Genomic DNA, 14,538 nt, shown 5'->3' on the forward strand with positions numbered 1-14,538 from the left:
GCGGCAGGATGGACGGAAGGCGTTTGTTGGAACTGCTGAAGCCTGTACGGCTTCGTTTGCAGTGGCTGCGTACGATCGAGACGGGCTTGCTCGGGGCGGTGGTCGGCGCCGCGGCGGGCCTGCTGCTGACGGCAGCCGCCTGGATGCTGCCTGTAGCCTATTACCGGGTGACCGCGGCCGCTCTTGTACCGGCAGGGATGATGGCAGGCGCCCTTTACGTGCTCCTGCTGCGCAGAGTGACGCCGGAGACCGCCGCCGGGACGGTGGATGCCTCGGGCGGGGACGATACGGTCCGAACCGCGCTGGAATATTTGCGTGAAGATACGCCCATCGCACGGATGCAGCGCGAAGGCGCGATTCGTTACGCAGAGGCGTATGCGGCGCAAATGCCCAAATGGGAACTCAGTCCACTGCTTCGGAAAAGGCTGTGGATCGCGGCGGCCAGCGTGGCTGTGATGGTTATTGCGGTTGCCCTGCCCAGTCCGATGGACCATGTTGTAGCTCAAAGACAGGAGGAAGCCCAATGGATAGACGAACAGCAGCAAAAGGTTGAAGAGCTGAAGGCGGATATCCCGGAGGAGCTGACTCCGGAAGGCAAAAAAACGCTGGAGGACAGCCTGAACCGGCTGGAGGAAGGCTTGGAGCAAAGCAAGACCGCGACGGAAGCGCTGGATGAGATGGAGAAGGCGATGAAGGAATTGGACGGAGAAGCGAAGGAGCTCGAAAAGAAGCAGGTGAAGGCTGAACAATGGGCAGAGCGTTTGAAGCAGGAGCCCATGCTGAAGGATGTTGGCGAGAGCCTGCGGCAGATGGATGAGAATGCTCTTCAAAAAGGTATGGAGCAGCTGCGGAGCCAGATGCTGAAGCTCACGCCCGAACAGAAGCAAGCGCTCGCGGAGCTGCTCGAGAAGCTGGCGGCTTCGGCGTCCAATCCGGATGCGGAGAAGGAAAAGCAGCTGCGGGAGACGATGGAGCGTGCGGCTGCCGAGCTGAAGGCTAATGCGAAAGCGTCCGCTGAAGGCGCTGCTGTGGACCCGAAGCAGCTGGAAGAGCAGCTGAAGCAGCTTGAGCAGCAGCTCTCCGAGGCGCTGAAGCAGCTGCAGCAAAATGCCGCGCAGCATGCGGCTTCGGCGCAGCAGGCAGCCGGCATCGCGCAGCTCGGCCTGCCGATGGCCGGGCAGCTTGCGGGCCAAGGCGCAGCATTGCCATCGGCATGGCTGCCGGGCGGCCTCGCGAATGCGCTGGCCGCTGCCAGCGGCGCCGCCAGCCCGGGCGGGACGCAGCCGGGGGCCGGGACGCAGCCGGGGGCCGGGACGCAGCCGGGGGCCGGAGCGCAGCCGGGGGCCGGAGCGCAGCCGGGAGCTGGCGCGGGCGCGGGAGCAGGTGCGGGCACCGGAGCCGGTACAGGAGCAGGAGCAGGAGCCGGAGCAGGTGCAGGAGCCGGAACGGGCGGGCTGCAGGGCGGTTTCGGCAGCGGGCACCGCAATCTGGTGGCAACGCCGCGCGTTTTTGAGGGCTCGGGCAACATACAGTCCGACCAAGGCCCGATAACGGGTGGCGGAGGCGAGCTGCAGAAAGGCGGCACATCCCCGATGATCGACGGAACGTCCAGACCGTACGAGGAAGTGTTTTCCGAATACGAAAGGGAAGCCAAGAGCGCATTGGATCGTCACCCGCTGCCTCAGAACATGCAAAATCTGGTGCGGGATTATTTTACGGAGATTCAGCCGAACCCTTGACGGATGTCAAATCGGCACGAGGAGGAACCGTTCATGATAGAAACAAGAGAGCAAGTCGAAGCGTGGGGGGCGACGATCACTGCGGTCAAGGAACAGATCGGCCGGGTGATCGTCGGGCAGCAGGATGTAGTGGAGCAGCTGTTGTGGTGTATTTTTGCAGGGGGACACGCATTGCTTGAAGGGATACCGGGACTCGGCAAAACGATGCTGGTGCGAACGATTGCCGATACGCTCGATATGAGCTTCTCGCGCATCCAGTTTACGCCCGACCTGATGCCGGCCGACATCACAGGAACAAACGTAATCCAGTTCGGTTTGAAAGGTGAAACGTCTTACCAATTTCAGCCGGGTCCGATTTTCGGCAATCTCGTCCTGGCCGATGAGATCAACAGGGCGACGCCGAAAACGCAAAGCGCGCTGCTGGAAGCGATGCAGGAGAAGACGGTGACAGTCGGGGCGGAGACGCATCGGCTGCCAAATCCGTTTTTCGTGCTTGCAACGCAGAACCCGCTGGAGAACGAGGGGACGTATCCTCTGCCGGAGGCGCAGCTCGACCGGTTTTTGCTAAAAATCAACGTATCATACCCCAGCCGGGACGAGCTGAAGGAGATTGTCCGGCGGACAACGGCTTCGCATGAAGCGACGGCGGAGAAAACGGCGGATGCCGCGGCCTTGTCGGCCATACAGCAGGGGGCCAAAGAAATCCTGCTGGCTGAAGAGGTGCTGGATTACGCTGTACAACTGACGATGATGACGCATCCCGGAGAGCAGGGGGTGCCGGACTCGGTGAAAAAATATGTACGGTTCGGCTCGGGCCCGCGCGGTCTGCAGTCGATCATTTCCGCAGCCAAGGTGAGGGCGCTGACGGCCGGAAGGCTGCACGTATCGGTGAACGACATCCAGAAGGTGGCTCTGCCGGCGCTCCGCCATCGGATCTTCCTGAACTTTGAAGGTCAGGCGATGGGTGTGGGAACCGATGCGGTGATTGAGGATATCTTAGCCGCAGTGGAGAAGCGGAAATGAGCGCGTCGGATTTAGGGCTGGATCCGAAGCTTTTGCTGCGTCTGGAGCAGATGTCGCTTGCGGCCAAGCGGCGCACCCGCGGTACGATGCAGGGCAAACGGCGATCGAAGCAGCTGGGCGCTTCGCTGGAGTTCGCCGACTATCGCATGTACGCGCCGGGTGATGACATCCGCCGTTTCGATTGGGGTGCATACGCCCGTACGGGAAAGCCGTTCATCAAGCAGTTCATGGATGAACAGGAGCTTCAGGTGAACTTGTATATCGATGTCACTCGTTCGATGGGCTTCCCGCTGGAAGAAGCTGCGGGAAACAAGCTGATGTACGCCCGGCAGCTTGCTGCTTGTATCGGTTATATGGCGTTGTCCGGCTATGACCGGGTTAGCGCCCGCCTGTTTAGCGACCGGATTGTGCGAGAGCTCCCGATGCTGAGAGGCAAGGGCTCCGTACATCGGCTGTTCCGTTTTTTGTCGGAGGCGGAAGCGGAATCGGGAGGGGATATAGCCGATGCCGTGATGAAACCCGGAGCCATACCCAGGCAGCCGGGGATGACATGGATTTTTTCCGATTTTTTATATGAATCCGGTATTGAAGAGGCGTTAAACTATTTGCTGGCCGCCCGGCAAGAGGTCGTCGTGGTGCAGGTGCTGTCGGAAGAAGAAGTGCGGCCGGCGCTGACAGGCGATCTTAGGCTGATTGACAGTGAATCCGGAACCGGCAAAGAGGTGGCCGTCACCGCCAGGGTCATCGAAGCTTATCAGGCTGCAATCCGGCAGTATACGCATGGCTTGAAGCAGTTTTGTCATGAGAGAGGCATGACGTACGTGCTTGCGACGACAGATGTTCCGGTAGCGGATGCCGTTTTGCGTTCGCTGCGGGAACACGGCCTGCTGCTGTAAAGGTTCGGAGCATCGGGTAAGAACAAATCGCGAACGGAGGTGATCGCCAGATGCAATTTCAATCGCTTGTCAGCTTATGGTTTGGCTTGACGCTGCCGGCTATCGTTCTGATGTATTTGCTTAAGCGCAAATATGTCGATACCGAGGTGCCGAGCCATTTGCTGTGGAACAGGGTGTTGCGCAGCCTCGAAGCGAACCGCCCTTGGCAGCGGCTGCGCAATCAGCTGCTGCTGATTTTGCAGCTTCTCACGGCGGCGTTGCTGGTGCTCGCGCTGATGCAGCCATGGATATGGGCCGAAAGCGGTGCGAAAGGGCATCTTGTGCTCGTACTGGACCGTTCGGCCAGCATGGATGCGCTCACTCCGGATCCGGAGCACTCGAAGGAGAAGCTGACAAGACTGGAGCTCGCCAAGCGCAAGGCGGCTGATGTAGTCAAGGGTGGAGCGAACGGCAGCGCCGTTACGGTCATCTCCATGGGCAGTCAGCCGGAGGTGCTGGTCTCAAGAGAAACAACGGCGGATACGGTTCTGGCTGCTATAGCGGGTATAGAGCCTTTTTACGGGAGAACGGCTTACAAGGAAACGATGTCTTTGGCGGCCGCTTTGACTCAGGACGATACGGACGCGGAAATTCGGGTATTGACCGATGCAGTGTGGAGTGAAGGCACGGAAGGGTTAACGTTCCGTGTACCCGTTCGGGTTGAGCCTGTCGGAGCCAATCCGGCGAACAACGTCGCCATCGTACAGTTCGGCGTGAGGAACGGCGCAGACGCGGCGGGAGGCTCCGCCGTCAGCGGCGTCGCCGCTTTGAAAAACACGGGGAGCGGGAAGCTGGATACGGACGTCACCCTGTATGCCGGCACTTCTGCCGCGGAAACGGTACGGATTCAGCTTGAACCTGGCGAACAAAGGACGCTCCATTTTGACAATATACGAAGCTCGGAATATTACAAGCTGTCGGTGGATGCCGAAGATGATTATGCGGCGGATAACCAAGCCTATGCTTTTTTGTCCGGTGAGCGCAACCGCAGGGTGCTGCTGCTGACCGAAGGGAATTTGTTTCTGGAAAAAGCGCTGCAACTCGCAAGGGCCGAGGTCATTAAGGTGCAGGCCGCAGGGATGGCTGCACCTCCCCAAGGCGATTTCGATCTGGTCGTTGCGGATCGGCTTGCGAGCGGCGCCGCTGCCGGAGAGGCTTGGCAGCGGCTGTTCCGCGAGAAACCGCTCTGGTCCATTCGCAGCGGCTACCAAGGGGAGGAGGTCCGTCCGCCTCAGGCCGATTACCGGATCGGCGAGCATCCCGTGACCAAATATATCCGCTTTCAGGATACGCATATCGCCAAGCTCCTGCCCATCGATCCGAAGGATCTAGCGGCCTGGGGTCAGCCGGTCGTATCGGCCGGCTCACAGCCGTTGATCGTCGCAGGTATGGAGAACGGCCGTCCGAGGCTGCTGTTTACCTTTGATTTGCAGCAGTCCGATCTGCCGCTGCGTCCGGAATTTCCGATCCTGGTGCAGAATGCGGTCGATTGGCTGGGAAGTGCCCAAAGCGCCAGTTTGGGGCGTGTCATTGCGGGTGAGAAAACGGACATCCCGATTGTTGCCCAAACCGTCTCAGCCCACTGGGTGCCGATGGAGCTCGCAGGATCGGCTGCAGGTGAATTACAAGCTGCAGGGCAGTCTTATCTCCCCGCCGAACAGGCGGATGGAGCCGTGCTAAGCCGTCAGAGTGTCCCGAATCGTCCGGGGCTTTATCAATTTGTAGAAAAGGGAGAAGACGGAAGCGAGCGGAAAACGCTTTTGGAAGTATCGGCCGATCCGGGAGAGTCAGCCATCGGAGAACGTAGGGAACTATCGTTCACCAGCGCTTCATCGAGCCCTCCTGCGACCGAACAGGGCGGAGCTCAGGCGCTGACGGAAGAACGTGAAGGAGAGTCGCCATATCCGCTGCTCCCATGGATTATCGGCTTGGTTATGTTGATCGTTTTGGCGGAATGGGGGGTGTACCATCGTGGGAATTCAATTTCGTGAGCCCTGGTTTTTGCTGCTGCTCATTCCGTTGGCGGGCTTTGCCGTTTGGGCCTGGCGATCCAAGCTGCGCATGGAAGACAACCGAAAACGGCTGGCGGTCGGGCTGCGTACACTCATCCTTTTGCTGCTGCTTACAGCGCTGGCAGGCATGCAGTGGTTTGTTACATTGGAGCGGCAAGCCGTATTTTACATCGTGGACCGTTCAGACAGCATGCCTGCGGGAAGCCAGTCCTATGAGCAGTGGTTGAAGACGTCCGCAGAGGCCAGAAAAGATCAGGATCTTATTGGCGTCATCTCTGCCGGCGGCAATGCCGTGGTCGAACGCAGCCTTTCTTTGCAGGCTTTGCGGCAGTTTTCCTTCTCCGGCGAAGTGAACCGGCAGTTTTCAAACATGGCGCAGGGGATGCAGTTGGCGGCAGGCTTGATGCCGGAAGATGCTGCTCCGCGGATCGTGTTGATTACGGACGGACAGGAGAATGTCGGCGATCTGCTGCGCCAAGGGCAGCTGTTGAACAATAAAGGCGTGGCCGTCGATGTGCTGCCCATTCCGGCACCTGCACGCAAGGATGTCGCGATCGAAAACGTGAAGCTGCCGGAGAACCTGTACCAGGCGGAAAAATATGCTTTGGAAATACAGCTCTCCAGTACCTTTGCTGCAACGGGAGAGCTCCGGGTATACGAAGACAACCGGGAGCTGACACGGCAGACGGTGTCCGTTGAACGCGGCGACAACCGATTTGCTCTGCAGGGCTTGGCCAAAGAACCGGGCTTTCACCGGTATCGGGCCGAGATTTATTTCGAGGGTGACGAGCAGGCGGTGAACAATGCCGGCTACGCGTTCAGCCGGGTGAGCGGACCTCCCAAGGTGCTGATCGTAGAAGGAACGCCTGGTTCCTCCGGCAACCTGGAATCGGTTATGGCTTCCGGCCTGATCGGTTATGAAACGATTGCGCCCGAGATGCTTCCGCTGGAGATAGCCGATTATACCGGGTATGACAGCATGATTTTGAATAATGTGTCCGCTACTCGGATGTCCGGCATGCAGATGGAAATGATCGAGAAGGCGGTCAAAGATCACGGGATTGGTCTGGTGATGATCGGCGGCGAGGACAGCTACGGTATGGGCGGCTACTTCAAAACGCCGATTGAGCGAGCCCTTCCCGTATCGATGGAGCTGGAGGGAAAACGGGAAATTCCTTCGCTGGGACTCATTCTTGTCATTGACCGGTCGGGCAGTATGGATGGCGATAAACTGGAGCTTGCCAAGGAAGCGGCCATGCGAACGGTCGAGCTGATGCGCGAGAAGGACAGCGTGGGTGTGGTCGCCTTTGATTCCACACCTTGGTGGGTAGTAGAGCCCCAGAAGCTGACGGATAAGAAGAAAGTGCTGAGTCAGATTCAATCGATTCAGCCGGCAGGCGGCACAGAAATTTATACGGCCGTGCAGGATGCCTATCAGCAGCTGCTTAAGGTTGACGCCCAGCGCAAGCATATCATTTTGCTGACGGACGGTCAGTCGTCTACGAATCAAAGCTACGACCAGCTTACGGCAAACATGGTCCAAAACAACATGACGCTATCCTCTGTAGCCGTAGGAGACGGGGCGGATGTGGCGCTGCTTGAGGCGCTTGCCAAGCAGGCCAAGGGACGGTTTTATTTCACGAACGATCAGAGCACGATACCCGCGATTTTCAGCCGGGAGGCGGTGATCATGGCGCGGACGTACATCGTGGATCAGCCTTTTGTGCCGGCGGTAGGCCAGCCGGGGGATTGGGGGACTTTATTCGGGCGGGGCGTGCCGCAAATTAACGCCTACGTAGCCACAACGGCTAAGCAGACGGCAGAAGTGGCGCTGACCAGTCCGGAGCCCGATCCGCTGCTTGCCCGCTGGCAGTATGGCTCAGGCCGTACGGTCGCCTGGACAAGCGATGTCACCGGCAAATGGTCACGCGACTGGGTGGCGTGGGATGCGTTTGCACAGACGTTCACTCAAATCGTAAAATGGACCTTTCCCCAATTTCAGGATATGCCGCTGGAGCTGACGACAAGGCTGAACGGTAATGAAATGAAGCTTGGCATCAAAAGCCAGGATGCCGAATTCAAAGGCGGGCTTCGCGCCTCGGTAACCGATGAAGCGCTGCAAACGAAAACGCTGCAGGTAACGCCGACCGCCCCGGGAGAATATGAGGCCGGCATGGATATCTCCAAGCCGGGCGTCTTTCTGACGAGGATTGACTTATTGGACGAGAGCGATCCGGACCGCACTTTAGGCAGCTTTACTACAGGCTTCGTGCTGTCTTACTCACCGGAATACCGTATCGGCTCCGGTGATCCGACGGCCAAACTGAAACAGCTGGCCGACATGACCGGCGGCAGAATGCTCAGCATGGAACGCCCCGAGGAAGTGTTCCAGGGGGATGTCACGGCGAAGAAGCAGCTGCACGATCTGACGCGTTGGCTGCTGACTTTGGCCGTGCTCCTGTGGGTGCTCGACATCGCCGTACGCCGTCTGTCGCTGCCTTGGGGGCGTCTGGCCGCACTGCCGGGTGCGCTGCTGCGCCGCGGACGCGGAACCGCAGCGCCGAAGGCGCCTGATGCGGAAGCCGCGATGGAGCGGCTGCGGGAACGCAAGCGCAAGGTCGGCGCATTCTATCGTGGGGCAGACGCGATTCAGGATGCTGCCGACAGGTCCAGGGACAGTTCCTCGCTGCTGGAGCGTGGAACTGAGGCTGCGCCTGCTGAAGTGCCGCAGCAGACCTCGACCGAACAACGGTCCAAACCAGGGACGACCGTTTCTAAACCCGCCGTTTCAGAGGCGACGGACAAAAGCGCGGAAACCATGAACCGGCTGCTCGCGGCCAAGAACCGCCGCCGAAGGTAAAACCCCTAAGGGAGCGGCAGAGACCGGTTATTCTCTTATGGTGACGCGCGTCCCGATTGGAACGAGCCTGGATAAAGCGAGAACGTCGGCATTATGCATGCGGATGCATCCTTTTGAGACGGATTGGCCGATGGACGCAGGATTGTCGGTGCCGTGAATGCCGTAATGGGGCCTTGATAAGCCCATCCAGAACGCGCCAAACGGACCGCCCGGGTTTGGGGCTTTGTTTACGATCGTATATTCTCCGACAGGAGTTTGCGTCAGCATTTTCCCGATTGCGATAGGATAGGAATGAATGACGGTATTGTCTTCCAACAGGTGCAGCCGACGGTCAGACAGGTCGACGATGATCCGGTAGGCCATAATCAAATTTCTCCTTTATCAAGCGGATGGAAACTGTATTACCTTATGCGTATCGGCCTTCTGATGCATTGGTCAAACACCTGAAAGCATACTGCCTTTTTACATGTAAATTCCTTATTTTGCTTTTAACTTTCCATAAACATCAACTATAATGTGTATGGAGGTAACTAGAGACAGGAGAGAGGGAGAGCATTGAGTGACATACTGATCGCCATCATTATGGGAATTGTGGAGGGCCTGACGGAATTTTTGCCTGTATCGTCTACCGGACATATGATTCTTACGGCACATTTGCTAGGATTTGAGGGTGAGAAGGCCAAAACGTTTGAAATCGTCATACAGCTTGGAGCGGTATTGGCCGTGTTTGTATTATACTGGCGCCGTTTTTTGGGTATGCTGCACTTCAAGCCGGGCTACATGCAGGAACGCCGTGCCAATATTGTTCATGTTGCCCTTGCGATGGCTCCGGCGGTTGTGATTGGTCTTGCTTTGCATAGCTTGATCAAGACATACTTGTTCGGACCGGAAACGGTATTGGTCGGTTTGGTGGCCGGAGGCATTCTGATGATTGTGGCTGAAAAATCCAGGAGAAAGGTAACGGCCGAAACCATGGACGACATTTCGTATAAACAAGCGTTCGGTATCGGAGTATTTCAATGCCTTGCCTTGTGGCCCGGATTCTCAAGGTCAGGCTCGACCATATCCGGAGGGATGCTGCTGGGTACGAGCCAGAAAGCCGCGGCGGAATTTACCTTTATCGTTTCTGTGCCGATCATGTTCGCGGCGACGATTCTTGACTTATACAAGAGCCGTGAGTACTTATCTGTGGAAGACATGGGATTGTTTATTACAGGTTTGGTATCCGCATTCGTCGTCGCTATGATTGCGGTAGTAACCTTTCTGAATCTGATCAAACGCCTTAAGCTGTCGTGGTTTGCTTATTATCGTTTTGTGTTAGCCGCTATTTTCATTTATGTCTTGTTTATGTAGAAAAAACAAACAAGCCGTAAGCTTTTGGGGCCGTGGATGAGCGGGGCCGGAAAGCTTGCGGCTTTTCTTTTAACTTACGATTGCAGATTCTGCAGGAATAAGGTAGCGTTCAAGAAGCGCCTGGCCAGCGATTGAAAATAGGTGGTTTGTACGGAAACCATGGCAATAAAGATCGTATTGCTCACGGCTTCCTTTTGTTCTTCGCTTAGCCCATCAAGCGAGTCCGTGAAATCGTCCGCCCTTTGCTTAATAAGCTGTTCCAGCATATGATCGTGGTTGCGTCTGCCGATGTCATGTCCGGAGAGATCCAATACCTGATCGTTGTTCTGATCCATTTCCTCAAAGATTGAGGAATACAAAGCATATAATTGGAGCGGGCTGATCAAATCGTCGGAGTCTTCATCCGGGCTTTGAAACAGCAGCGTCAACAGCTTGCGGATGGATTCGAAATCCAGAGTCGCTTTCAAATCATCAATAATGAACAGAACGGCGGTTTGCTTGATCGAATACTTTTTTCCTACCTGCGGAGAACCGATTAAATCTTTAAAATCCCGTTTCACCCAATTTTGTACCGTGGTGATAGAAAAATGAGTATATTCGATCTGATTGCCCAGCGAAACGATTTCCGTCAGAGAAAATCCGTCATTTTGAACTTTTGTTTTGATGATTTTTTCAAAAATCGGGGGGAGTGACGTGGAAATAAAGGCGCCGAACGATTTGCCGCCTTGAATTTCGGCCCTATGCGATTTGGCCCATGCTTCCTGCAGGACGGCCAGAGGCGTCTTGCAGCTTATTCCTTGCAATGACATTAAGAGAGCGGCCATTTGTTTTCTCGTCAAATAGAACAATTCCATCGGGTTTCTTCCTTCTCGATTTTGAAGTTCATATGAACTCATCATATGATTATTTCGTAAAAAAGTCAAAGCCCCCAAGAAGAAAAGAATACCACATGCACAGGTGTCAATTAAGCATAAATTGCTTTAATTTAAGCAAAAATGATCAAATACGGACTTTGCAGTTTTCTTACGAAAAGGTCTATGATAAGTTCATAAGAACTTTATATGTTGGTGTTCATAAATCACAAAATCCTAATAAATAAGGAGAATCAGATGTACGCCTTAAATTTGTTTATGGTCGCAGTGCTCATTGTGGCTACGGCATTTTTTGTAGCTACGGAATTCGCCATCGTTAAACTCCGGCCCAGCCGGGTAGATCAGATGGTGATGGAGGGCCGCAAAAATGCGCTTGCTGTGAAACAGGTCACCAGCAATCTGGACGGCTATTTGTCCGCCTGTCAGCTGGGGATTACCATTACAGCTTTAGGACTGGGCTGGTTAGGAGAGCCGACAGTGGAGGAAATACTCCATCCGGTGTTTGAGCGGTTCCAGCTGCCGGGTGAGCTTGTCACTATTCTTTCTTTCGGAATTGCCTTCATATCCATCACTTATCTTCATGTGGTGCTCGGTGAGCTAGCCCCGAAATCGGTAGCCATTCAGAAGGCCGAATGGATTAGCATCATCACGGCAAAACCGATTATTTTCTTTTATAAAGTAATGTATCCGTTTATCTGGGTTTTAAATGGCTCGGCGAACGCATTGGTAAGACTTTTTGGTATGCGGCCCGCTAAAGAGCATGAGGAAGCACATACGGAAGAAGAACTGCGCATCATTTTGGCCGAAAGCTATACGAGCGGCAATATCAATATGACCGAGTACGGTTATGTGAACCGGATCTTCGCTTTTGATGAGCTGCTAGCCAAAGAAATTATGGTTCCCCGGACGGATATGGTATGTCTGTATCTAAACAACACGCCGGAAGAGAACCTCCGCATCATTAAAGAAGAAAAATACACCCGTTTTCCGGTAGTCAAAGAAAGCAAGGACCACGTGGTCGGGATGATCAACACAAAAGAATATTTTCTGCGTCGAGATGACGAACCTGGAATCGAGCTATCCGAACTGATTCATCCGGTGATGACGGTCTCGGAAGTGATGCCGGTCAAAACACTTTTGAAAAAGATGCAGCAGGAGCGCGCGCATATCGCCATCCTGGTAGACGAATTCGGCGGCACATCCGGCATGGTCACCATCGAAGACGTATTGGAGGAAATCGTCGGGGAGATCCGGGACGAGTTCGATGCAGAAGAGCAGTTGGAAGTGGAGAAGCTTGGCGAAGGCCACCTGATCGTAGACGGCAAGGTGACATTGACTCACCTGAACGATCTACTGAATACGGATATTACCAGCGAAGAACTGGATACGATCGGCGGTTGGTTATACCGGCAAAATCCGGATTTGGAAAAAGGCCGGGAGTGGAAATACGAGAATCTGACCTTTATCATTCGTGAAAAAGAAGAGCACCGGATTCGTAAATTGGAGGTTGTGAAGCACGGGCCGCAGGATGCGGAGGCAGATTCCAACGAAGGCCGTGAAGAACCGGTAAACATGTAAAGAAAGCTTTGGGCGAGAGGAGAAATCCAACCTTGTCCAAAGCTTTTTTATTCCATAGGTGCGTTGCTTTGCTTTGTCGGACGGTTCTCTTGTTCCGTATGTTTAATAACTCCTTATGGCCACTATCCCCTCGGCTCAGATGATATTTCCGCCAGCCCAATTGCCGAATCGAAATGGATGGATTATCGACTAATAGACGTACGGGGTGTGAATAGGAGGGAACTGCAGACGTGCTGCTCTCGAATCAAGAGTTTTCAACACCAAAGATACGACGTATCAACCCTGAGTTGGAAGGATGATCAGCATATAAGATGTGCAAGATGCGGCAGAAGCATAGCTGCAGCCAAATATAATGTGCAAGGTGCCGGCAGCAGCATAGCTTCAGCCAAATTTGATTTCATGTCTGTCATTGCACACGAAGAATCCGGATTCACCGAATGAGAAATAATATAGCTATGGGGTTAATGGGTTGGTTCCAGTACGAGCCTTTGTGAAAAGTGCGGCCGACGTAAAGGATAAAGTTCATCTGGTTACGGTACCCTTAACATCGAATAGGTAACTTTCTCTGATTTGGCGCATAGGTGCGTCAGGTGGTGGAATATTGGCGTTCTTTGAAGGGAGAGATTCAGACGATAACAAAATTCGTCCAGATAAGCTTGAAGATGTTTGGAGCCAAGTCCATGAAAGGTGGAGTTGATCCATTTGCTAGCCGCGGCGGAGACGCGCAGCAGCCGTTGGAAGCGTTTGTGACTCCAGCGGCTTGTGACGGTTTGGACATCTTTTGTCCGAGGTTCTATATGCTGTTCAATAAAATTCTGTTCAGCGGAACGAAGGATCAGCCGCTCCCTTCTGTATTCCTCGGAGACAAGCTTCATTTTGATGCAGATAGGCTCTCCTTGCTCGTCCATCGATGCGCCGATCAGCAGCGGATGTTCTTGTGGATGGTGATACCAGCTGGGATTGTGAGGTCGTCCGTAAACGGATCCGTTAACCCGAACGATGCCTGATAGAAGGGAGCGGCCATCGGCCTCACTGATGACATGACGGATCTTTCTTAGGATTAACCAGGCTGTTTTGTAAGTAACACCGATCACACGGCTTAGCTCGACGGCATTCGTGCCGGACTCGGTCTGTGAGATAAGAAAGAAGGCCATAAACCATTTGCGCAGATGAGTGCGGCTTCCTTCCATAATCGTTCCCGAGGTAAGAGATGATTGGTAGTGACAATGGCGGCACTCATAGAGCGGCAGCCTGCGGGTGACGATTGTAGAGGCAAGGTGATGTCCACAGCGGGCGCAGGAGAACCCGTTGGGCCACTTGAATTGATACAAGGCATCGGCGCAAGCCTCCTCCGTATTGAAATATTGACAAAATTCTTCCCAAGTCATGGCCCTATACTCCAAACGAAACCCACCCTTAACAGAAACGTATGTTCGTAATATAATATTACCAAACATATGTTCTGATTTCAAGTGTGAATTTTGCCGTTTCGATCCGAAATGTCATTTGAATACCATACTGAGCTTTGGGGATAGTGGCTATAAGCGTTCAAAAGGGACCACATATTTCCCAAAAAAGTTGACAATAAGACTGAGAACAATTATCATTAATAACATAGATGATATTGAGAATCATTATCATAAAACAACTTTGGTATACATAGAACAGCTAAGTTCATCCCCTAAAACTATTTGGTAAAGGAGAACGTTAACATGGCATCGATTTTGGTCGTAGGAGCCGATCATTTGGGCAATATGCCCGAGCATTTGGCCGGTCTTGGGTTTGATGAAGTCATGCATATGTCGGGTCGCAAGTGTCAAATGGTACGAAAGGGCATACCGGACAAGGTTGATGCAGTGCTGGTGCTCACCGATTACGTCAATCATAATTTGACAAAAGCGATTAAACAGCAGGCTAAAGAGCAGGAAGTGCCGATCTATTATGCCAAGCGGTCGTGGTGTTCGGTCAAAAAAGCATTGTGTGCATGTGCGGATACCTGCGAATGGTTGAATGACAGGAAGGACGTGCTTTCGTAAACATCCGGAATATACTCCGCTGGTGAAAGCGGCGGAGGATAGGAAGAGAAACGGAGACTTTCCCGTCTGGGGAGTCTTTTTTTGCCTTTGGTGATAAAACTTTCTATGATTCTCGGGCTCTAAACCTAGT

The 14,538-nt window shown here is 54.1% G+C and carries 11 protein-coding genes; 8 read left to right on the forward strand and 3 right to left on the reverse strand.

The window, feature by feature from the left end:
* Nucleotides 1-8 precede the first annotated feature (8 nt).
* The 5 genes from NR121_RS05130 to NR121_RS05150 are packed head-to-tail and all read left to right on the forward strand — an operon-like array spanning nt 9 to nt 8,569.
* On the forward strand, nt 9-1,739 hold the full coding sequence (locus NR121_RS05130; protein WP_256830786.1) for a hypothetical protein: 1,731 nt from the start codon (nt 9-11) through the stop codon (nt 1,737-1,739).
* A gap of 33 nt (nt 1,740-1,772) precedes the next feature.
* Complete coding sequence (locus NR121_RS05135; RefSeq protein WP_137670770.1) at nt 1,773-2,762, forward strand: AAA family ATPase; 990 nt, start codon at nt 1,773-1,775, stop codon at nt 2,760-2,762.
* On the forward strand, nt 2,759-3,658 hold the full coding sequence (locus NR121_RS05140; RefSeq protein WP_256830790.1) for a DUF58 domain-containing protein: 900 nt from the start codon (nt 2,759-2,761) through the stop codon (nt 3,656-3,658). Before NR121_RS05135 ends, NR121_RS05140 begins: the two co-directional genes overlap by 4 nt.
* Before the next feature lie 50 nt (nt 3,659-3,708).
* Complete coding sequence (locus tag NR121_RS05145; RefSeq protein WP_256830791.1) at nt 3,709-5,688, forward strand: vWA domain-containing protein; 1,980 nt, start codon at nt 3,709-3,711, stop codon at nt 5,686-5,688.
* Nucleotides 5,669-8,569: a VWA domain-containing protein gene (locus NR121_RS05150; RefSeq protein WP_256830792.1), complete on the forward strand. Its 2,901-nt coding sequence runs from the start codon at nt 5,669-5,671 to the stop codon at nt 8,567-8,569. Before NR121_RS05145 ends, NR121_RS05150 begins: the two co-directional genes overlap by 20 nt.
* A gap of 27 nt (nt 8,570-8,596) precedes the next feature.
* Here the strand turns inward: NR121_RS05150 and NR121_RS05155 are convergent, their stop codons facing one another.
* On the reverse strand, nt 8,597-8,932 hold the full coding sequence (locus NR121_RS05155; protein WP_054820148.1) for a L,D-transpeptidase: 336 nt from the start codon (nt 8,930-8,932) through the stop codon (nt 8,597-8,599).
* Nucleotides 8,933-9,124: 192 nt separating this feature from the next.
* Between NR121_RS05155 and bacA the strand changes: the two genes are divergently transcribed.
* Nucleotides 9,125-9,922: an undecaprenyl-diphosphate phosphatase gene (gene bacA / locus NR121_RS05160; protein WP_054820149.1), complete on the forward strand. Its 798-nt coding sequence runs from the start codon at nt 9,125-9,127 to the stop codon at nt 9,920-9,922.
* A gap of 74 nt (nt 9,923-9,996) precedes the next feature.
* Here bacA and NR121_RS05165 read toward each other — a convergent pair whose 3' ends face one another.
* Entirely contained in the window at nt 9,997-10,776 is a 780-nt protein-coding gene (locus NR121_RS05165; RefSeq protein WP_062410664.1) for a DUF1836 domain-containing protein, read from the reverse strand.
* Nucleotides 10,777-11,031: 255 nt separating this feature from the next.
* Between NR121_RS05165 and NR121_RS05170 the strand changes: the two genes are divergently transcribed.
* Nucleotides 11,032-12,372: a hemolysin family protein gene (locus NR121_RS05170; protein ID WP_062410665.1), complete on the forward strand. Its 1,341-nt coding sequence runs from the start codon at nt 11,032-11,034 to the stop codon at nt 12,370-12,372.
* Nucleotides 12,373-12,902: 530 nt separating this feature from the next.
* On the opposite strand, the gene NR121_RS05175 is transcribed toward NR121_RS05170, so the two are convergent.
* On the reverse strand, nt 12,903-13,760 hold the full coding sequence (locus NR121_RS05175; protein WP_256830794.1) for a transposase: 858 nt from the start codon (nt 13,758-13,760) through the stop codon (nt 12,903-12,905).
* A 324-nt stretch (nt 13,761-14,084) separates the two neighbouring features.
* On the opposite strand from NR121_RS05175, the gene NR121_RS05180 reads away from it, so the two are divergent.
* Nucleotides 14,085-14,408, forward strand: coding sequence for a DUF2325 domain-containing protein (locus tag NR121_RS05180; RefSeq protein WP_054820151.1), 324 nt, complete (start codon nt 14,085-14,087; stop codon nt 14,406-14,408).
* The last annotated feature ends 130 nt before the right edge of the window (nt 14,409-14,538 follow it).

This window comes from Paenibacillus sp. Pae15, assembly GCF_024519685.1.
GTDB lineage: Bacteria > Bacillota > Bacilli > Paenibacillales > NBRC-103111 > Paenibacillus_G > Paenibacillus_G naphthalenovorans.

Excerpts from the sequence above, each read along its gene's own strand:
- NR121_RS05130 (WP_256830786.1), top strand. The coding sequence starts at position 9 with ATGGACGGAAGGCGTTTGTTGGAACTGCTGAAGCCTGTACGGCTTCGT.
- NR121_RS05135 (WP_137670770.1), top strand. The coding sequence starts at position 1,773 with ATGATAGAAACAAGAGAGCAAGTCGAAGCGTGGGGGGCGACGATCACT.
- NR121_RS05140 (WP_256830790.1), top strand. The coding sequence starts at position 2,759 with ATGAGCGCGTCGGATTTAGGGCTGGATCCGAAGCTTTTGCTGCGTCTG.
- NR121_RS05145 (WP_256830791.1), top strand. The coding sequence starts at position 3,709 with ATGCAATTTCAATCGCTTGTCAGCTTATGGTTTGGCTTGACGCTGCCG.
- NR121_RS05155 (WP_054820148.1), bottom strand. The coding sequence starts at position 8,932 with ATGGCCTACCGGATCATCGTCGACCTGTCTGACCGTCGGCTGCACCTG.
- NR121_RS05165 (WP_062410664.1), bottom strand. The coding sequence starts at position 10,776 with ATGGAATTGTTCTATTTGACGAGAAAACAAATGGCCGCTCTCTTAATG.
- NR121_RS05170 (WP_062410665.1), top strand. The coding sequence starts at position 11,032 with ATGTACGCCTTAAATTTGTTTATGGTCGCAGTGCTCATTGTGGCTACG.
- NR121_RS05175 (WP_256830794.1), bottom strand. The coding sequence starts at position 13,760 with ATGACTTGGGAAGAATTTTGTCAATATTTCAATACGGAGGAGGCTTGC.
- NR121_RS05180 (WP_054820151.1), top strand. The coding sequence starts at position 14,085 with ATGGCATCGATTTTGGTCGTAGGAGCCGATCATTTGGGCAATATGCCC.